Source organism: Bacillus sp. AFS053548, from assembly GCF_002575105.1.
In the GTDB taxonomy this organism is placed as follows: Bacteria; Bacillota; Bacilli; order Bacillales; family Bacillaceae_G; genus Gottfriedia.
In genome coordinates, this window is sequence record NZ_NUHI01000005.1 from 103,221 (window position 1) to 122,257 (window position 19,037).

A 19,037-nucleotide genomic window follows, 5' to 3' on the forward strand; every position below is an offset into this window, starting at 1 on the left:
AGACATTTATCTCTTCTTCATGGACTATGGTTTTCCTACTATATTATGTTTAAGTGGGACTAAAATCTCGAAGTACTTTGTTTTCTTCATTACTTTTTGACTATATGTGAAGTCACCATAACAATATGGATATCTGAAATTTTTCTTATTATTATTACACGTATAAAGCTCAGGATTCGTCTCCACCATCGATAGAGAATAAGTTTTAGCAAGTTGATCTGTATGTTTACCTCCATGTGTTTTTACAAAATCAATATAAGCAATCCCCATATTGTAACTTTGTATTATGGTTTGTAAATCAACGCCTTGCTTTTTACCATAGGAATACACGTCTTTAAAGTGTGAGACCCCTTGTTGTATGCTTTTTGAAGTATCTTGAATACTATCCTTTGCTAGTCCTAGTGATTCTGAAGCCTGCATTGGATCTTTTCCTTTACCCTTCGTTTCTTGCATCATTAACCCTAGTAATAAAGGTGTGTATTCTTCTAAATTAGACGTCTTTAATTCAGTGTAAACTTGTGTTTCATACTTCAACACATTTTGGAAATAGTAACGATAGATCGCAAATAACCCAATAATTGACATCAGAAGTGTAAATAAAAGAAGTCTTTTAATAAATTTCCACATTCTATTCTTTTTCATTACCTCCAAACATTTCTCTTTAATACATTATAACGAATATTCCTATTTAGAAAAGCAATGTGCAAAAACTACATATATTTGACATTAAAATGTGAAAAAAGAAATATTTCTTATAATAAACATTTAATAAGAATTGTGCCCTTTTAACACTAGCTTAATAATTGCGGACTCCTCTAACCCTGAATCAACAAAAAAAGAGTCCAAACTAAAATGGACTCTTTACTACAATTTACTTTATCTCTTTTACTTCTACTATACGATCCATTTTTAATTCATCATTTTCTCTTGAGAAGTGGTAAGTAATTTCAAATGATTTCATTTTAGTTTTACCATGTTTATCAGTTATCTCATACGACTCATTTGTTGTAATGATCATACCTGAATCATCTTGCTTTGAATTTTTCATAGAAAAGCTTGTGAGTTTTTGCGTTGTATCCTTTTTCTTAATTTTGTCTTGATATTCCTTAGACTGTAAGAATGCTTGGCCATTTTGATTAAACAAGCCGTTGATTAGTTGCTTTTCTTCTAAATCAGATGAAGGCTTAGGACTTGGTAAATACTTATCAAAAAAACGTTTAAGTCCTGCAAAGAAACCATCTTTTTGATTTGTCTCGTCCTGGTTTTCAACTGGCGTATCAAACATTAAATCCACATATTTTCCGGTAACTGGAATATCATCCGTTTTAAATAATTCACCATTCTTTTCAATTTCAGCGTGAACTACTGTTTTACCATTTAATAAAAACGGACCAAAGCGATCTAGTCCACTTACTTTTTGCCCAGTATCTTTTCCATTTACAAAAAGTTCTGACTCAGGTTCGTTTGAGTATATTTGGACATAACTAACATTAAAAGTTAATTCTTGAGATAACTTATTTTTCGAAGCCGAAGAAAAATCTATATCAACTGCATCCTTAACATCACTATAAACACCTTTATATGAAACAGCCAAAGTGTACTTTCCAGGTAAAATTTTGTGATATGTTGTTTCGTACTCGTCTTTATTCAAATGTGTAATATGATTATTTAATTTTAATTCAATGTCGTCAATTGGAGAAGAAATCTTTAATTCGAATGGTTGGGCACTTATTAAATACGTTTGATAAATTCCTAAAAATTTACCGCCCTTTTTAATTGAAAGCACATAATTTCCACGACTATCTATTAATTTACTATGAATTATTTTATTATTTTGAATCATATCGTCTAATTTATCTAAAACATCATAGCTATTTAAGTAATCCATAAATGCGATTACTGAGTCTTCATCTAGGGACGCCCCAGTACCGCCTTTTTGTAGCATATGTGTGACTTCTTTATAATTATTATCTGACACAGCTTTATCAAAAATCTTCACTAATCTTTTAGGCGAATTTAAGTAATTTAATGTTAAATGTGTAATTAATATCGCGATAATTGGTAGTAAAATAAACATCCATTTTCTTTTAAAACTAGGTATTCGTTCTTTTCGCATTGTTCGTATACCCGCTCTTGACAAGGAATTTTGTTCTCTTAACTGAGTTTCCATTTATTTTTAACTTCCCCTTAAATTTTCATTCTATATAGTACATGTTTTTAATATATAAATTGAATCTAAATAAATACTTAAAAAAGTAAACTATAGTCTATCATACTATTTTTTATTTAAAGGGTAAAAAGAAATTTTTTTATTATTTAGTGGAAGTAATTGGTTTCATTTCTCTTAAATATATGTATGACATCCTTTCCATTTACTTGTTAAACTATAAGAATTGAGATATAGGAGGAGAGATATTGAAACCTTTAGTTAATCGGAAAGAATCGATTTATTTTATATTACTTTTACTTATTAGTATTCCAATTTATTTATTACTTATTTTAAGCGTTGTTGGTCTTATTATTTTAGGAATTTTAATCATTTTACCACTCTTTGCCCATTTAATTTTCACTGCCCACATACGTATAAATGGCGTTAAGATAACTGAAAAACAATTTCCAGAAGTATATTTCAGAACAAGAGAAATTTCAAAGGAAATGGGCTTTTATTTCCTACCAGATGTTTATGTAGTCCAATCTGGGGGACTGTTAAATGCCTTTGCTACGCGTTTCTTTGGACGGAATATGATTGTTTTATATTCAGATCTATTCGAAGAGATTGAATCAAATCCAAAAGTAATTGATTTCGTGATTGCACACGAGCTTGCACATATTAAACGAAATCATATTCTAAAACAGGCTTTAGTATTGCCTGCAAATTGGGTTCCTTTTTTAGGTTCGGCATATTCACGTGCATGTGAGTATACAAGTGATCGAATGGCTAGTCATTATATAAATGATTTTGAAGCATCGACTCAAGCACTTACAATGTTAGCCGTTGGTCGCAAATATTATCAACAAATTGATCAACGTGAATATTTATTAAATAGTAGCAATGAAAAAGGCTTTTTAATTTGGTTAAGTGAACGATTAATGTTCCATCCAACTTTACCAAAACGTATTAACGCTTTGCATCATTTTAATAATGTAGAAAGCGATATTAAATTTAAAACACCAAAACGCGTATACGGAATTGCTGTAATTGTATTTGGGTTGTCATTCGGGCTTATAGTCGGTGTAGGTCTATTAATAGAGAAAGCGATTCCACTAGCACAATCATTCGTTGATGGCTATTTAGCTGCGGAAACACCATTAACGCAAGCAGTTCTTGATAACGATATTGAACAAGTTAAAGAGTTAATTGACGAAGGAGCAGACGTAAATGAGTTGAACGATAACTACGAGTCTCCACTTCTCAAGACTTCATATACTGATGAAGACCATCTTAACTTAGAGATGTTAAAGTTATTACTTGATAACGGAGCTGATCCTTCTATAGGAGATGCAGATGATTGGACAATCTTACATGCCGCTGCTTCTATGGGAGACAAGCAAGCAATTGACTTACTACTAAAATACGGAGCAAATATTAACCAGCAAGACAGTTCTGGGGAATCACCTATTTTTGATACAACATATGAAGTAGATGATGTAAAAACATTCCAGTACCTTATTAAAAAAGGTGCAGACTTATCAATAAAGAATGTGGATGGAATGACAGTAAAAGAAGTAGCAAAGGAAAATGGAGCAACGAAAATAGTAAAATGGTTAGCTAGTCAAGGAACCGAGATTAACCTTTAAGACCTACACATGTATCTATTTTCCTATCAAAAGCATTGTATGATAGCAAATAAAAAAGCAAAGTTCATTAATCACTGAACTTTGCTTTTTTTAATAGCTCGTATATCCAATTATTCCTTTGATTTAATTAAATTTAAATTATATTGTTCTACATCATTAAGTTGTCCGCCATATGCTGGATTAGGTTTATACCAAGACTTCGAGCTGAAATAAATCGTCAAGTCACTAGATTTAAATACTAAACCATGCCTAGCATAGATTTCATTTCTGGCTAAACGTAAATCATTTGGAGCTAATTTAGTTAGATCTGCATTCGTTAGTTTTCTACTATTACTTTCCGGTAAAACATAATCTTTTGATTGTTTTTCTTCATCGGTAACCTTTGTTTCCTTAGTGGTTGTTTCTTTAGCAACTTCCTTAGTTTTTGTTTCAGTCGCCTTTTCACTCTTTGTTTCTTTTTTTACATCCTTATCTTCCACTGCCTTTGTAGAAGCATTTTCCGGATGAATATTCCCTTCATTCATGATTTTAGGGTAGACATAAAAAATTGCTGTAGCACCTATTATTAGTACTCCAGCTATTGAGAGTATTAACGAAAAGTACCGTTTACTACTAAAACCATCTTCCTTATTCTTAAGTTTTCTATGTTCTGAACGACTTCCAACTTTATTTTCTGCCTTTTTAGCCAAATCCTTTCACTCCCCTAATACAGTTATAAATAAATACACTTATCATATTATCTAATCTATTTGCTTAAAATCCAATTCTTTTAATAGAAGTTTAATACGTTATTAACACAATTGAAAAGACTATATCAAATTAACAAGAAATCCCTAGCTCCGTAAACGGAATTAGGGATCATTCATCACTATATTTATTGTATATTGACGCTTATATATTTACCTCCTCTAGTTCCAACAATTACTTGTTGTCCAACTACAACTGGAGACGCCTCAATATTGGCACCTAGGTTAATCTTATTGATAATTTTTCCGCTACCACTTATTAAGTACAAGTTACCAACAGAATCACCTTGAATTAAGTAAGCTTTATTATCCTTTGTATACACCGCTACTGTAGATGACCACGCATAGTTTTGTAAGTCTAAATGCCATTTTTCTTTTCCAGTAACAGTATCATAACTAATTAATAAGCCCCCATTCATCGTTTTATATCTTGAAATATTAAAAATAACCTGCCCTTTTAATGGCCCAGTTCCAACAATTGGAGTCGCTAACAGTCCACCATTAACAGGATGATTACCTTTTATCGAATAACCCGGTATTTTCTTCTCCCAAATTACTTTCCCAGTAAGCCCATTTAACTTTTGAATGCGTGCATAGCCTTTAGTACCTTGTTTATCAATTTCAGAACCTGTGTATAAAAACGGTGTACCATTGGAATTCTCAATGACAATTGACGCATCTGTATCATCATATGCATTATTTGCCCAAATTGGCCTTTTCTTAATAATATCCAGCGCTTGAATACCACCACCATTATCGGAGAAGTATGCAATATTTTTAAATACCGCTACTGAATTTTCAATACCTTGGTAAGAATTATTTTTAAGTTTATATCGATATTTTGAAATTACTGGAGAAATTTTTATCTTTTTAGCATTTGGATCATATTTAGTATTTAGTTTGATAAAATAAACTAGTCCATTTTCCCCGCCAACTAACATAGCATCATCTTCTCGGTTAAATAACGCAGAACCATCAAAAGCTCCCCAACCACGAAAAGAATAAGAATCAATTCCAGGAATAAATGCTAATTGGGAGCCATCAATTAGACTAAAAATCCTCATACCTATTTTTCCTGTTTGTGGTATACCTTGCCCAACGTATAAAAGAGGATAACCACGTGGATCAAGAGCCACGCTACCTTTAATTGGATTTTGAATATTAATTGGATTTCTTGTTTTCTTACCTGTTGCTAAGTCTAAAAAGTAAACTCTTCCATCTAAAGATCCATAAACTACTTCTTTAAAATTTGACTTTGTTTTAAATTGAGAATATAAATTCATAATTTTTTGTTCTTGTGGTTTCCATTCAATTACACTAGGTTGGCCAGTCCATCCTGAGCCCCCGCCCCATCCAGATGAAGAAGAAGTTTGAAAAGACCAACTCTTAATTAACTTTTGCTTTGAAATAACTGTCGTTCCCATCGAACCATTATTTCGGAAAGGTCCGCCTCGAAAGCTCAATATTCCATTAATGGTTTGATACTGCTCTGGGAAAGGTTTTGTAAACACTTTTGTACTATTACTGAAACTATACGATAGGTTTTTACTACTAGGGAGTGGATTCAGTTGTAGTGCTTCCCACTTTTTTTGTTGATTTGTCTCATCCTTTTGAAGTGTTGATTGTCCACTACTCTTTTGATTTGTTGCAGCTTTTACTTCGTTATTACTTATTAAATTGGTCTCATGTTTAGTGCCTCTATGTTTCAACGATGGTGAACTAAATATACTTGTTAAAAGTATTGCAGCAGAAAAGATTATACCGATCTTTGTCTTCAATTAAGCTCTCTCCCTCATATCTTAGTAGACTATTAATATGAAACTACTAAGATTATATATAATAGGAAGTAAGCAATTTGTCACATTTTGAAATTAACTAGTTATTTTTACTTAAAGATCAATCGCTACATTTTGATTCCTAATAATTTTTACTTTAGTATTAATAATATAATTTTCAATCTTTTCTATAAATTCCCACTATTTACACCTTGAGTCCCTTAAAACTTATGATACATTTAAAGAAGAGACATGATAGATTACCAGCTCAGGAGGGAACATCCTTGATCCAGACTTTGCAAAAAATTATTGGCAATCGGAAATTAAAGGAGTATGAAAAAATAGTTCAGGAGATAAATACAAAGGAGCCATTCTTTGAAAGTCTTCTAGATGAAGATTTGCGTAAATTTACTTATCTATTAAAGCAAAAAATTTCTAATAACGAAGCTGTAATTCATGAAATTACGATAGATGCTTTTGCTCTAGTCCGTGAAGCATCAAAACGTGTTTTAGGGATGCGCCCTTATGATGTTCAATTAATTGGTGGACTTGCATTACTAGATGGAAATATTGCTGAAATGCCAACTGGGGAAGGAAAAACATTGGTTTCTTCATTACCTGCTTATACTCGTGCGCTTGAGGGAAAAGGCGTACATATTATTACCATAAACGAATATTTGGCCCGACGCGATGCGGATCAAATTGGGCAAATTCACGAATTTTTAGGTCTTACCGTAGGTTTGAACATTCCCAATTTACCTTTGGAGGCTAAAAAAGCTGCATACAATGCAGATATTACTTATGGAATCGGAACCGAATTTGGTTTTGATTACTTACGCGATAATATGGTTACTTCTTTAGTTGAACAAGTTCAACGCCCATATCATTATGCAATTATTGATGAAGTTGACTCAGTATTAATAGATGAAGCAAAAACACCACTAATTATTGCAGGAAAAAAAACCGCACAATCACACTTATACTCGCTTTGTGCACGCTTTATTCGTACGTTTATAAAAGGTAGGGATTATTTTTTAGATCAAGAAACTAAAGCAATTACTTTAACTGAAGAAGGTATTTCAAAAATTGAAAAAGCCTTTATGATTGAAAATTTATATGACCTAGAACATACAACGCTTTTCCACTTTGTTCACAACGCATTGCGAGCCGATTTAATATTTCAACGCGATGTTGATTATATTATTCACGAAGGTGAGATTAGACTAATTGACTTATTTACTGGCCGAATTATGGAAGGACGCTCATTAAGTAACGGTCTCCATCAAGCAATCGAGGCAAAAGAAGAGTTAAAAACAACTGAAGAAAATCATACCGTTGCATCCGTAACAATACAAAATTATTTCCGTATGTACCCAATTCTTTCTGGCATGACTGGAACTGCAAAAACAGAAGAAAAGGAACTTCTACATGTTTATAACATGGAAGTTATTCGAATTCCTACTAATAAACCGGTAATTCGGATTGACCACGAGGATATCGTGTTTGAAAAAACAGAAGAAAAACTCAGAGCAGTTCTGGCTGATGTAAAATTCCGACATGAAAAGGGACAACCAATTCTAATTGGAACAACCTCCATTCGTCAATCTGAAGTATTCGCAGGATTATTAGAAAAAGAATCGATAAAGTTTCAGCTCCTTAATGCAAAAAATGTTGAAGAAGAGGCAAAGATGATTGCCATAGCTGGTCAAATAGGTATGATTACCATTTCAACCAATATGGCGGGTCGAGGGACTGATATCTTCTTAGCTGAAGGTGTATCAGATTTAGGAGGTCTTCATGTAATTGGAACAGAACGTCATGAAAGTGAGCGCATTGATTTACAATTAAAAGGGCGAGCAGGGCGACAAGGGGACACTGGTTCATCTCAATTCTATCTGTCATTAGAAGATGAATTATTTGTAAAATACAATACAGAAAAGCTAGATAAATTATATAAGAATCTACAGACTGATCAATTTGGTAAAGTAATAAATTCTACGATTCAAGACTTTGTTTCATCTACACAAAAGCTCTGTGAAGGAAATCAATCTTCAATTCGTGAATGGCAGCTTAAATTAGATGGTGTTGCAAATGAACATCGCCGTATTATTTATAAATTAAGAAATAACTTTTTACAAAATGAAACTGATTTAGACTGGTTTATTGGTCAAGCTGAAGAAACGGTCAATCACTTATTAATGCAATTCTATCCTAAAGATAGTACACCTGAAGATTGGGATCTACTTGAAGGAAAAACAGCACTTGAACAACTTATACCACCACTTCGAATAGATATTGAACATTTTAATACTGAACAAGAGATTTGGCTTAACGTAAAAGAAGCTTTTTCAGTATATAAAGATGTATTAAACGGTATAGAGGAAGAGAAAAAAGTAAAACTTATTAGTATTTTAAAAAGCACGGCATTAAGTAATATAGATTTATATTGGACTGAACATTTAGAGCATTTACAACAATTGATTGAAGGGATACACTTAAGACAGTATCAACAAGAAGATCCAATTCGACTATATGAATTTGATGGATTTACTCTGTTTGAACATACTTATAACTCAATACAACAAGAAATATCAGCAAGTCTTGCTTCAACATTCCAAGAATTATCTTGTCCACAGGGGGTAGAAAAACAAAATGTTATCGTCGATTAAGCGTTTATTACAAAAGGGTAAAGATTCAACAGTTTCATCGAGTGATTTATTGCAACAAACATCTACTGATCAAGCAGTTCAAGTTGAAGGAAATGAAGTGGCTGAAATTTTTCCTAAAATTTCATTCCATCCATTAATGCATATTGAAGATGAAAAGCGTTATGTTTATCAATTTTTAAATAACGAGCTTTCTCCTTTAAAACCAAATCAATTATCATTATCTGCAATCGAACTTGAAACTAATGATGACGGAAGTGCAACTGTTACAGCATTTGTTCGTAACAGTTTAGAAAAATTAGTTCGTTTAGAAGATGCTATTCTATTATTGATTAGTGAAGAAGGAGAACTATTAGCTAAAAAAGGCTTTAGATTGGAAGAGCTTGGTGAAATGCCTCCTTGCAGTAGCCGCCCATGGCGCTTTGTATTTGAACGAGAGTATTTACTAAAAGAGGACTTGCCTGAAAAAGGTTTTGAGTTAGCATTTGATTTATCAAAAACTATCCACCGATTAGATATAGATCCAACATGGGAAGGCCGACTTACTGAAGAACAAATTACAGAATTAAGCAATCTTGTAAATTCTTTACCTAAATTACGTATAAATGAAGTGAGCTTACATGCTTTAAGAGCAAGCTATAATGAAGAAGGAAACTTAGGCGTTAACATTTTAGTTCGAAATGGATCAACACAAGCCGTTAGTCTAGAATTACTACCACTAGAAATGTTAAATGAGAATGGCGAAATAATTGCGAAAGGTTTATTCACACTACCTCCATTAACAATCCAAGCAAATACGAGTAAACCATGGACATTTATCTTCCCTAAAGAACTAGTAGAAATAAATGCGTTCTCACAATGGACAATCAGAATACCTGATCAAGAAGTTATTTAAGGCATAATTAAAGAATAGATTCACTAAGTTTAAAAGCAGGAATTATGATCAATTAAGATCTTAAGGCCTGCTTTTTGTCTTTTCTGCCCCTGCTTTCCTAAAAACAACTTGCCTCTACCCTACCCATCAGAAGAATATCCTTCTATTAATTCCTTAATCATCATTAACTTTTCTTCATCTGATTTTAGCTTATATTCTACTTTCTGACTTAAATACATACTAATAATCTTTGTGGCTTTACTAATTTGTTTATCAAAAATGTAATAAGAAATTGGGAATATCCTCTCTTCTCCATTCCTAAACTGTATTTTTGTTTTTCTTTTTTCTTTTATATATTTATTTATTTGGATAAAATTTAGCCATTTGCAAGATATGTTATTTTGCGAAGATGTAGGAATCATAATAATTGATAATGTGGGATTAATCATAAGAGGAATCTTTTTCATAGTTGGATATTTACTTTTTACGACTTCGAGATGACCTTTAATTGATTGATTATGGTAGAGGGCGGATTCTTTCAAGATTGCTTTCATTGGCCGCTTTGAATAGATTACTCCTTTGTTTTTATCTGTTATTTTGGTTAAATACTCTGGATGATCCGCAGCTTCAATCATCATTGTTTCATAAGATACAACATAATCTAATTTTGACATATGTGCCTCCTTTGAGGATTTTTTACATTTCGATTATATCAAAATTATCTTTCAGTATTTTTGAAACTTCTATGACCGTTTAGCCTGTGTTTTAGTAAACTTTACTTCTTTTAAAAATATAAATAGATAAGACTTCATTTAATTAATTCTGGCAAATTTAAAGTTTTAAATTCAATACTCACATTTCACTTTATTTTTTTTATTCATAATTGATGTTTCAAAATATGATATATTTCTTATATTTTTATATAGTTACTTCACCGCGGAATACACATAAGGGCATGCCTTTAAGAAAGGCAGTAAGCATGAAATGTAGTGAAGAACATGTAGATGATCAAGTTATTTCAGGAAAATTGAAGCCAAGTACATTCGAGGAATGTTTAAGCCAGTATTCCCGAATGATAAAAGCAACTATGAAGAAGTTACATATATATAAAAACTTTGATGAATATTATCAAATTGGTCAAATAGCATTATGGAAGGCTTACCAGCAGTATCAAACCGAGAAAGGGAGTTTTTCAAGTTATGCTTATATTACAGTAAGAGGCTATTTATTAAACGAGCTATCCAAAGCAATTAAATATGATGAACGAAACGTACTCTCCGAGCAAGGTATAGAAGATTTAATCTATTTTGATGAGATATTTTCACTTGTTAATTTTATGAGTTTTCTAGATGGAATTTCCCCCTTACAGAAGCAAATTCTTATAAAACGTTTTTATTTCAATCATGACTTTCCTCAAATTGCTAAAAATTTAAATATGAAAGAATCTAGTGTACGCTCTAGTTATCGTTATGCATTAAAAAGATTAAGAGAATCAAAATAAAACTAAAAAATACAGTAATCCATTTATTGATTACTGTATTTTTTTATTAGCTTCAATCTGCATTCCAATTCAAACCAAATAAACCATTACTTTCCTCCTACTTTTACAAATTTCAAAACTGTGCCATTTTAAGTAGAACTTCACACATTTTTTAACATTCTCTTCTATTTTGGCCCAGTCTAGAATATTATTCTAAAATTACTAAATTCTTCCAATATTTTTTTGTAGTTTCGACATTTTTTTTACGAATGTCGAAATGTTTTCTGTTAAAATTTTTCCAATTGTTTCAAATATAAAAAAACGCCTTGATTTATCTAAACCTTTTAATATAATTGAAATATTAGTAATATTATTGTTTTTTTTGAAACTACAAATTACTACAAACTATGTATTGGATTCATTATATAATTGTTATATAAATTTTTTAAAAATTGTAATAAATCTACCTGAACTCTCTCTAGAAAAAGGCAAACCAATTGAGAGATTGGGACGCAAAGCCACTGATCTTAGTTTTGAACATAGGGAAAAAGAACTATTTCACTGTATTTTTTAACTCTTAAACGAACTAAGATAGCAGGGTTACCTAGGTATTTTATACCTTAATTTTAGGAGGCCATTATCCATGTACAGTGAATTGAAAAAACATTCTGCAGAATTAAACTGGATCGACTTGCTACTAGAATGCATTGAAGTAGGCATAAGTCCTGATGAAGTGCGATCATTTCTTTACAATTGCGTTAAAGATTCATGTCAAAACTAGGAGAACTACTCCCTACTATGATATACTTTTTGTAATAGTCAAAAAGATATGGAGTAGCTTATATGATTGGAGAACGAATTAAAAAACTACGTTTACAACATGGAATGTCACTTACAGAGCTTGCAGAACGTGCTGGTATCGCAAAATCCTACATAAGTTCGATTGAACGAAATCTACAAAGCAATCCTTCAATTCAAGTACTTGAAAAAATTGCTGGCGTCTTCAATACAACGGCAGAAAGCCTCCTGAAAGATGATATTGATCCAACAAAAATTATTGATTCTGAATGGATGGATATCCTTCAAGAAGCAATTAATTCAGGTATACCAAAAGATGAATTATTAAAATTTATTGAGTTTAATAAGTATAAGCAAGGCAAATAAACCTTCGAATTAAAATGTAACCATTTTAATTTGAAGATTTTTTTTCCCAAGAAAATAAGAAGGGCGCTCTTCAAACGAAGAGTGCCCTTCTTATCATTTATTTACGCAAATCATATTTTAGAGAAATGTTATCGATATAACCAGCATCTTTACTAGAGCTGCCAGATTTATCTTTTGCATACGTAAGTTTTAACACATGTTTACCTGGTTGAATAGTAAGCTTCTTATTTGTCCAATGGTTATCTATACCTGAATCACTAACTAGTACATTGCCATCTAATGAAATCGTTAAGATATCTTTACTTAGTTGCGAAAGAACTAAATAATCAAAAGATAAGAATGCGTTGTATGCGTTATCTGGTACATTAATTGTTACCTCAGCAGTAGAAGAACTATTATTAGAAACGTTATTGCTGATTAAATAATAGTCAGCTTTCCCATCTACTTTTGAATTAATTCTTTCCCAATCACCAGCGATTGTAAATGGTGAACTTGCACTTTCAAAGTCTGCTAGATAACTATTTTGCGGAGTATATAATCCACTAGCTAAAGAATCTAAATCATTAAGTGTATCATTTTTAATATTTGTTGCCTTAGTAGCTAATGCTTTCGATTTTTTGAATTCTAAATCGCTTGTTGCATCATTGATAATTTGTGTTACTTTATCAATTTGATCTTGTAAGTAAGTTTTTACTTGTTGATCAGCTGTTTGTTTTTGCAGATCAATTAATTGGCCTAAAGTTACTTTAGCCGCATTTATTGCGTCTTCTAAATCATTAAGCGCCTTAGCTTGCTCAGCAGTAATTTTTTGTTGCCCATTTGTAACTTGTGAACTAAAGTCAGGTTTTAATCCGTTAACTTCACCTTCAACTCCAGCAGTAGTTTGAGCATTTAATTGTGCTACTAGCTGCGAAAATTGGTCAGTAGTATTTTGATTAATTCCAGGTAAAGCATTGTTGATTGCGTTAATATGCTCATCTGATTGACCGTTAATTTTATTAACACCTGTTTGTTCTAACTCGCCTTGTTTATTATTAACGCCATTTTCTGTATCAGAAGCATATGCATTTAATTTATTCTTTAATGCCCCAATCATATCTGAAGTTTTTGAACCTAATGTGTTACTAACAGTTGACTTCGCATCATTTAATAATTGAGCGGCATAATTTGTAAATAACTCCCCGGCATTAGTAGATGCAAATGCCAAACTAGAAGATGTTAGGATTCCAGCTGCCAGTATTCCAACTGCAATTTTCTTTTTCATTGATTTTTTTTCCATTTTCTTTCGTGCCTCCATTAGACAGATTACACTTTAAGTGGTTTTGCTATTTTATGAATAGGTAAGATTGAAACTAGTACATAACCTTTTATGTCATTAATAGGTATAAATCCAAATTCTTTACTTCGACTATCGAAGCTTATTCCCGGCTCTCGATTATCACCAACAACAAATACCTTGTTTTTAGGAACCGTTATTTTTTCCATATCTTCAGAAGTCCCATTTGTAGAGATTTCTGGAACCGGTTGGTTATTCACATAAATAATTCCATTTTTTATAAAAACTGTGTCCCCAGGAACTCCAATTATTCGTTTTACAACATCAAATCCTTCAGCTCTTAATTTCATAATCGCAACATCTCCAAGTTCAGGATCATGAGTAAAACGAGCTAATTTATTCACAAAGACTACATCCCCATCGTTTAAAGTAGGGTACATTGAAAATCCGCTAACTTTTGTAAGTCCAACTGTGTTTAGTAAAATAACTAAAAGAACACCTAAAATTAGAAAGAACTTCATCCATTCAACTAATGACTGACTAAAAGTTTGTACGTTTTTATCTTCCATCGCTTTTTGTTCTTCAATTTTTGAAGCATTCATTACTGTTGACCTTCCTCACTAGACTGATCTTGGCTGTTTGTATGTTGTGAATCATCATTTTTCGAGTTAGATGTTTCATCGGAATTATTCCCATTATTTGAGTTCACCTTAGGAACCTGCTGTTTAATTTCTTCTTTTGCTTGCTCCTGAGCGTTTTGTATAATTTTATCAATTCTCTCTTTTGCTTCTTGTACATCTTTTTCGTTCTTACTATCAATTTGTTTAATCAATTGATCTCCATATTTTTGAAGCTCTGCTTGTGATTCTAAGCTTTTTTGTGTCGAATATTTTTGTATTTCATCAGCAGATTCCTTAGCTTTTTCTTGCACCTCTTGAATTAAGCGTGCTTTTTGCTTAGTAGACTCTGCTTCGGTCATTCCAATAATATAATCACTTGCTTGCTTAGTTTGTTGGCTTGTCCATGCAGTCATTGCTGCAGGTAAATTTGTATCGGCAAATGAAAACGTCGTTGCGATTAGCAAACCACCACTTAACGTAACAGATCCAATTAAAAGCTTTTTAAATTTTTTGGAGACCAATGTTTGTTTTTCTGTTTTTTCAGTACGATTCTGCATAATTTACCTCCTAATGACTACATGAAAAAAACAAACTCTTTAATTTTATGAATTTAAAAGTCATGTTTACTGTTATTAATGGAAATTATCTAAGTTATTTCTTATTTATTAATCGCGTCAACTAAATCTTGCATATCTTTAATCGCATCATTAGTAGTTTTTGATTGTGTATCTTCTAAAGTTTTAAATGCTGCTTCTTTTTGCGTGTCAATTTCAGTTTTTAATGAAGCTTCAATACGGTCAATTTCTGAAGATAAGTGCTCTAAAACAGCTTTTTCAGAATCAGATGCTTGAGTATTAATTAGTGTAGTAATTTCAGCTTTAGCATCTTGAATTTTTTGTGTTAAAGTGTTCACAGCTGTTGTACGAGAAGAATTTAAATTAGACTGAAGTTTTGAATCCGCACTTTTAGCAACAGCTGAAAGCTGTGCATTAAAGCTACTATTTAATGTATCTGCTAACGCATTTAAATCAGAAGTTGTTTGACCATTTGTTGTTGAAACATAGTTAGCAAAATCAGCAGGTATGCTCATGTTTAAAACTGCCATAGCTTCAGAAATTGCAGCAATATGCTCATTTAATGCCGCACTAATTTGTTGATTTGCCAATTTTGTTTGAGCATCTCCTACTGATTCGATCGTGTTTGCAGCATCAACTTTGTAATTATTTACGTTAGTTTTCATATCTGCAACTGAAGAATCATATTTTGGTTTGTATGATGAAGAAAGCTCTGTTTTCGCATCAGAAGTTTTTGAATTAGCCCAGTTTGTTAATAACTCCCCTGCATCAGTACTTGCGAATGCAATCCCTCCAGAAATAACTAAACCAGCAGATACAATACCTATTACAACTTTACTCTTAACCTTTTTCATTTCTTTCTCTCTCCCTAAATTGTATATATTTTGTATTCTGTTCTCCCGTGAGAACGTATACAATTTAACTATACAAAAGACTAAATAATCTAACAATTGAGTTGAACCTTTATGAAAAGTGTTATTTTGACAAAAAACGACGTGAATATTGTTTTTTTAAATCGCTTTTTGATGAAAACTGTATTTATTTGTTATTTTCTGTTGTCAAAACAGAACTTTACTAACTATTACTCTATTAATTAGTACCTTTTACATATAAAATACAAAATTAATTAAACGTAAATACTGTTCATTCTCTATTTTTTTTCATATTTTAAAGGAAAAAACAGGATTAAGTACTAGGTCTTTAGTAACTCAAAGATTTGCGAGCGAATATCAATATGTAGAAATTTGTAGAAACCACAGAGGATAAATGGGAGGTGTAGTCTTTTCGTTCAGATTAAAGATTTAATCACTAGATAGATCAAAGCAAAAAAAACCGATCCGTAATATAGACAAACTATATTACAGATCGGGTTTTTTTCTATTCACGCTATTGTGTTAATCCTAACTGATCGCGTAGTTCATTTGAAAGTGCTAAACGATTTTCTTCCGGTACTAAATAATAGTAGATTCCCTTAATCATTTTCCCACTTCCCTCTAGTTGCTGTTGTTCAATACTGGCCGTGGCACCGCGGTAGCTTTTCTGAATATCGAACATTTCATCTAAGGTTAAATTAGTTTCAAGGTTTTTACTAATCAAATTTAATATATCCTTATAACTAACTAAATTTTTAACTTTTGTTCCTTTGTTAATTACTTCCTGAATAATTTGACGTTGTCTAGCTTCTCGTCCAAAATCTCCTTGTGGATCCTCATAACGCATTCGTGAGAAACTTAATGCCTTTTCTCCATTTAAAGTCAATAAACCCTTTTTAAAGTGATAACCATCATTTGTGAAGTCTAGAGTATTCATAACCTCTACTCCACCAATTGCATCTACAATGCCCTTAAATCCCTCCATATTGACCTCTAAATAGTAATCAATAGGTATGTTTAAAAATTTCTCTACGGTGTTTACACTCATCTGTATACCACCGAATGCAAATGCATGATTAATCTTATCAGTACGATTTTTCCCTACTATTTCAGTACGAGTATCGCGTGGAATACTAATAATTTTCGTCGTATGTTTTGTAGGATTTACGGTTATGACCATTAGCGAATCAGAGCGCCCTTGGTCACCTGGACGTTTGTCTACTCCTAGGAGTAAAACTGAGAATGGATTTTTTTCCTTAACGCTGATGGGTTCGTCCCTTTTCTCCGTCTTTTCAATTGGGTGATAGATAACGCTTGTCGTTTTCGTTACTTCATGATAAATATAAAATCCAGTAGCCCCAGCTATAACTACCAGTACGGTCAAAACAATTCCAATGCGCAACATTATTTTTTTCCAGCTCACGGATATTGCTCCTTTTAGTAAAAATTAAAATGTAGTTAGACTATTTTTTTTGTTTTAATGTTAAAACATTAATTTCAGGTGAGTTAAATAAACGAAACTTTAGGAACCGAATAAAATTGCTACTTCCAAGACCTGTACTCACATATTGTTTAGTATGTTTGTACTCCCAAAGACCTTTAACGCGGTTTTGTGGAGGAAACAGACCACCCCACTTATACCATCCCTCTGGAACGAATGGTGCTCCTATAAAAGGTAAGCGAATTTGTCCTCCATGATAATGTCCAGCAATTATTAAATCGTATTTCCGATCTCTAAACTTCAGACTAGAATCATTTAAAAGACTATCAATTCTCATGTCAACTATGGGATAGTGATTAAGCGCAATTAAGACATCATTCTTTTTTAAATGATTAATACTAGACATCTCTTTAATTAATGATTTACGGTACTTAATATACTGCTTGGTTTGTACATATTCAGGTAAAAAGATTCCATTTGTTTGTTTTTCATTTTGAGTAACGTTCAGGATCGACGTTTCAAAGTCAACGAAGTTAATTGTGGAATTGTTTTTTTTGACTGAATAAACAGATTCCAAGAATTTGACACCACGTTTTTCAATTCCTTTTATGAACTTACTTTTTACTAATACACCTTTTGAATTTACATAATATGCCTCTGGATCTTCATTTCCAGGTATATAAATGGCATTCTCTTTGTTTTGTATTCCTTCTAATAATTGATAAAAAGGCTTAATATTCGTACTTTTGCTTTTAAGAATCATATCCCCAGTAAAAACAATGGCATCATAATCGGTGGAATTAATGGATTTTAACAAGCGACTTTGATTTTTACCAAACTCTTTACTATGCAAGTCTGTAATTTGAAGAATTTTATATCCCTCAAATTCTTTTGGTAAGTGGTCTACTAAAACATCTTGTTTTGCTATTGTAATTCGGTTATTATCCCAAATTATATAAATTACTAGAGCACAGATAAATAATATGATTAACCCGGCAACTACTTTTGCTAGTTTATTTTTCAAAGTAACCGCTCCATTATCCACTTTTTATACAAAGTATTGATAACCCGTTCAAATTAATACTTGATCGTCTGCTTTAATTCCAAAAAATCAAAGAGCTCCTCAACGCTTTCAGTTACATAAACATACTTACATTTACTTGCATCAACTTTACTTTCAAACCCGTAACCATAAGTCACGGCAATAAAATCAATTCCCACTTTCTCTGCACCGATTGCATCATGCATGCTATCACCGATCAATACTACTTTTGATAAATCATTTTGACCTATCTCTTCTAAACACATTAAAATTAAATCTGATTTACTAAGCGTATCGGCATCATCTACTCCGAAAATAACATCAAAGTGCTTTCTTAATTCGAAATTTTCCAAAATTTCTTTTGCTAAATCATCCCTCTTTAGTGTTGCAACTGCCGTAGTACATTTTTTCTCTTTTAATGAAAATAGTAACTCTTTAATATAGCTATATTGCTTAGCTTCAAATTTACCCTTTTCTTTGTATCTACTTCTATATATTTTCACAGCTTCTCTTGCCTTCTCTTCATTAAAACCGCACTCTCGCATAAATGATTCGACAGGTGGTGGACCAATAAATCGTCTCTGCTGTTGAACTGTTAATTCGGGTGCCCCCATTAGAATTGCAGTATGATTCGCACCAATCATGATTCCTTCCGCTGTATCTAATAATGTTCCATCTAAGTCAAAAATGATTGTAGAATATTTCATA

At 32.1% G+C, this 19,037-nt stretch carries 18 protein-coding genes and 1 riboswitch; of the genes, 6 read left to right on the top strand and 12 right to left on the bottom strand.

What is annotated here, in order from left to right:
* Positions 1-24 precede the first annotated feature (24 nt).
* Positions 25-642 (bottom strand): lysozyme family protein, encoded by a 618-nt coding sequence (locus tag CN946_RS02335; protein ID WP_098859734.1) that lies wholly within the window; start codon positions 640-642, stop codon positions 25-27.
* Positions 643-871: 229 nt separating this feature from the next.
* Entirely contained in the window at positions 872-2,170 is a 1,299-nt protein-coding gene (locus tag CN946_RS02340; RefSeq protein WP_098859735.1) for a TcaA 3rd/4th domain-containing protein, read from the bottom strand.
* A gap of 245 nt (positions 2,171-2,415) precedes the next feature.
* On the opposite strand from CN946_RS02340, the gene CN946_RS02345 reads away from it, so the two are divergent.
* Positions 2,416-3,798 (top strand): M48 family metallopeptidase, encoded by a 1,383-nt coding sequence (locus CN946_RS02345; protein WP_098859736.1) that lies wholly within the window; start codon positions 2,416-2,418, stop codon positions 3,796-3,798.
* Positions 3,799-3,908: 110 nt separating this feature from the next.
* Here the strand turns inward: CN946_RS02345 and CN946_RS02350 are convergent, their stop codons facing one another.
* On the bottom strand, positions 3,909-4,487 hold the full coding sequence (locus tag CN946_RS02350) for a YARHG domain-containing protein (protein WP_098859737.1): 579 nt from the start codon (positions 4,485-4,487) through the stop codon (positions 3,909-3,911).
* Positions 4,488-4,672: 185 nt separating this feature from the next.
* Positions 4,673-6,322 (bottom strand): PQQ-binding-like beta-propeller repeat protein, encoded by a 1,650-nt coding sequence (locus CN946_RS02355; RefSeq protein ID WP_098859738.1) that lies wholly within the window; start codon positions 6,320-6,322, stop codon positions 4,673-4,675.
* A gap of 281 nt (positions 6,323-6,603) precedes the next feature.
* Here CN946_RS02355 and secA2 point away from each other — a divergent pair, with 281 nt between their 5' ends.
* Positions 6,604-8,988, top strand: a complete 2,385-nt coding sequence (gene secA2, locus CN946_RS02360) for an accessory Sec system translocase SecA2 (protein WP_098859739.1) — start codon at positions 6,604-6,606, stop codon at positions 8,986-8,988.
* Positions 8,972-9,880, top strand: coding sequence for an accessory Sec system S-layer assembly protein (locus CN946_RS02365; RefSeq protein ID WP_098859740.1), 909 nt, complete (start codon positions 8,972-8,974; stop codon positions 9,878-9,880). The genes secA2 and CN946_RS02365 overlap by 17 nt, the downstream gene beginning before the upstream one ends.
* 119 nt (positions 9,881-9,999) lie before the next feature.
* On the opposite strand, the gene CN946_RS02370 is transcribed toward CN946_RS02365, so the two are convergent.
* Positions 10,000-10,533, bottom strand: coding sequence for a competence protein ComK (locus tag CN946_RS02370; protein WP_098859741.1), 534 nt, complete (start codon positions 10,531-10,533; stop codon positions 10,000-10,002).
* 305 nt (positions 10,534-10,838) lie between these two features.
* Here CN946_RS02370 and CN946_RS02375 point away from each other — a divergent pair, with 305 nt between their 5' ends.
* The 3 genes from CN946_RS02375 (at position 10,839) to CN946_RS02380 (ending at position 12,503) form a co-directional block, all read left to right on the top strand.
* On the top strand, positions 10,839-11,360 hold the full coding sequence (locus tag CN946_RS02375; RefSeq protein ID WP_218012636.1) for a sigma-70 family RNA polymerase sigma factor: 522 nt from the start codon (positions 10,839-10,841) through the stop codon (positions 11,358-11,360).
* A 456-nt stretch (positions 11,361-11,816) separates the two neighbouring features.
* A riboswitch (cyclic di-GMP riboswitch) is annotated at positions 11,817-11,947 on the top strand.
* A 35-nt stretch (positions 11,948-11,982) separates the two neighbouring features.
* On the top strand, positions 11,983-12,120 hold the full coding sequence (locus CN946_RS23275; RefSeq protein ID WP_176547175.1) for an anti-repressor SinI family protein: 138 nt from the start codon (positions 11,983-11,985) through the stop codon (positions 12,118-12,120).
* 62 nt (positions 12,121-12,182) lie between these two features.
* Positions 12,183-12,503: a helix-turn-helix domain-containing protein gene (locus CN946_RS02380; protein ID WP_025671315.1), complete on the top strand. Its 321-nt coding sequence runs from the start codon at positions 12,183-12,185 to the stop codon at positions 12,501-12,503.
* Positions 12,504-12,600: 97 nt separating this feature from the next.
* Here the strand turns inward: CN946_RS02380 and CN946_RS02385 are convergent, their stop codons facing one another.
* The 7 genes from CN946_RS02385 to CN946_RS02415 all read right to left on the bottom strand — a co-directional run bounded on the left by CN946_RS02385 (position 12,601) and on the right by CN946_RS02415 (position 19,036).
* On the bottom strand, positions 12,601-13,782 hold the full coding sequence (locus CN946_RS02385; protein ID WP_098859743.1) for a hypothetical protein: 1,182 nt from the start codon (positions 13,780-13,782) through the stop codon (positions 12,601-12,603).
* Positions 13,783-13,808: 26 nt separating this feature from the next.
* Entirely contained in the window at positions 13,809-14,381 is a 573-nt protein-coding gene (gene lepB / locus CN946_RS02390) for a signal peptidase I (protein WP_098859744.1), read from the bottom strand.
* The gene (locus tag CN946_RS02395; RefSeq protein ID WP_098859745.1) at positions 14,381-14,956 is read right to left on the bottom strand and encodes a hypothetical protein; all 576 of its coding nucleotides are present in this window, start codon (positions 14,954-14,956) and stop codon (positions 14,381-14,383) included. The genes lepB and CN946_RS02395 overlap by 1 nt, the downstream gene beginning before the upstream one ends.
* A gap of 101 nt (positions 14,957-15,057) precedes the next feature.
* Positions 15,058-15,828, bottom strand: a complete 771-nt coding sequence (locus CN946_RS02400) for a hypothetical protein (protein ID WP_098859746.1) — start codon at positions 15,826-15,828, stop codon at positions 15,058-15,060.
* Positions 15,829-16,360: 532 nt separating this feature from the next.
* The gene (locus CN946_RS02405) at positions 16,361-17,251 is read right to left on the bottom strand and encodes an LCP family glycopolymer transferase (protein WP_098859940.1); all 891 of its coding nucleotides are present in this window, start codon (positions 17,249-17,251) and stop codon (positions 16,361-16,363) included.
* Positions 17,252-17,309: 58 nt separating this feature from the next.
* On the bottom strand, positions 17,310-18,311 hold the full coding sequence (locus tag CN946_RS02410) for a metallophosphoesterase (protein WP_176547176.1): 1,002 nt from the start codon (positions 18,309-18,311) through the stop codon (positions 17,310-17,312).
* A 53-nt stretch (positions 18,312-18,364) separates the two neighbouring features.
* Positions 18,365-19,036, bottom strand: a complete 672-nt coding sequence (locus tag CN946_RS02415; RefSeq protein ID WP_098859748.1) for an HAD hydrolase-like protein — start codon at positions 19,034-19,036, stop codon at positions 18,365-18,367.
* Between the last annotated feature and the right edge of the window lies 1 nt (position 19,037).

Coding starts and splice junctions, on each gene's coding strand:
- CN946_RS02335 (WP_098859734.1), bottom strand. CDS start 642: ATGAAAAAGAATAGAATGTGGAAATTTATTAAAAGACTTCTTTTATTT.
- CN946_RS02415 (WP_098859748.1), bottom strand. CDS start 19,036: ATGAAATATTCTACAATCATTTTTGACTTAGATGGAACATTATTAGAT.
- CN946_RS02375 (WP_218012636.1), top strand. CDS start 10,839: ATGAAATGTAGTGAAGAACATGTAGATGATCAAGTTATTTCAGGAAAA.
- CN946_RS02400 (WP_098859746.1), bottom strand. CDS start 15,828: ATGAAAAAGGTTAAGAGTAAAGTTGTAATAGGTATTGTATCTGCTGGT.
- CN946_RS23275 (WP_176547175.1), top strand. CDS start 11,983: ATGTACAGTGAATTGAAAAAACATTCTGCAGAATTAAACTGGATCGAC.
- CN946_RS02385 (WP_098859743.1), bottom strand. CDS start 13,782: ATGGAAAAAAAATCAATGAAAAAGAAAATTGCAGTTGGAATACTGGCA.
- CN946_RS02340 (WP_098859735.1), bottom strand. CDS start 2,170: ATGGAAACTCAGTTAAGAGAACAAAATTCCTTGTCAAGAGCGGGTATA.
- CN946_RS02370 (WP_098859741.1), bottom strand. CDS start 10,533: ATGTCAAAATTAGATTATGTTGTATCTTATGAAACAATGATGATTGAA.
- CN946_RS02405 (WP_098859940.1), bottom strand. CDS start 17,251: ATGTTGCGCATTGGAATTGTTTTGACCGTACTGGTAGTTATAGCTGGG.
- CN946_RS02380 (WP_025671315.1), top strand. CDS start 12,183: ATGATTGGAGAACGAATTAAAAAACTACGTTTACAACATGGAATGTCA.
- CN946_RS02365 (WP_098859740.1), top strand. CDS start 8,972: ATGTTATCGTCGATTAAGCGTTTATTACAAAAGGGTAAAGATTCAACA.
- lepB (WP_098859744.1), bottom strand. CDS start 14,381: ATGAATGCTTCAAAAATTGAAGAACAAAAAGCGATGGAAGATAAAAAC.
- CN946_RS02395 (WP_098859745.1), bottom strand. CDS start 14,956: ATGCAGAATCGTACTGAAAAAACAGAAAAACAAACATTGGTCTCCAAA.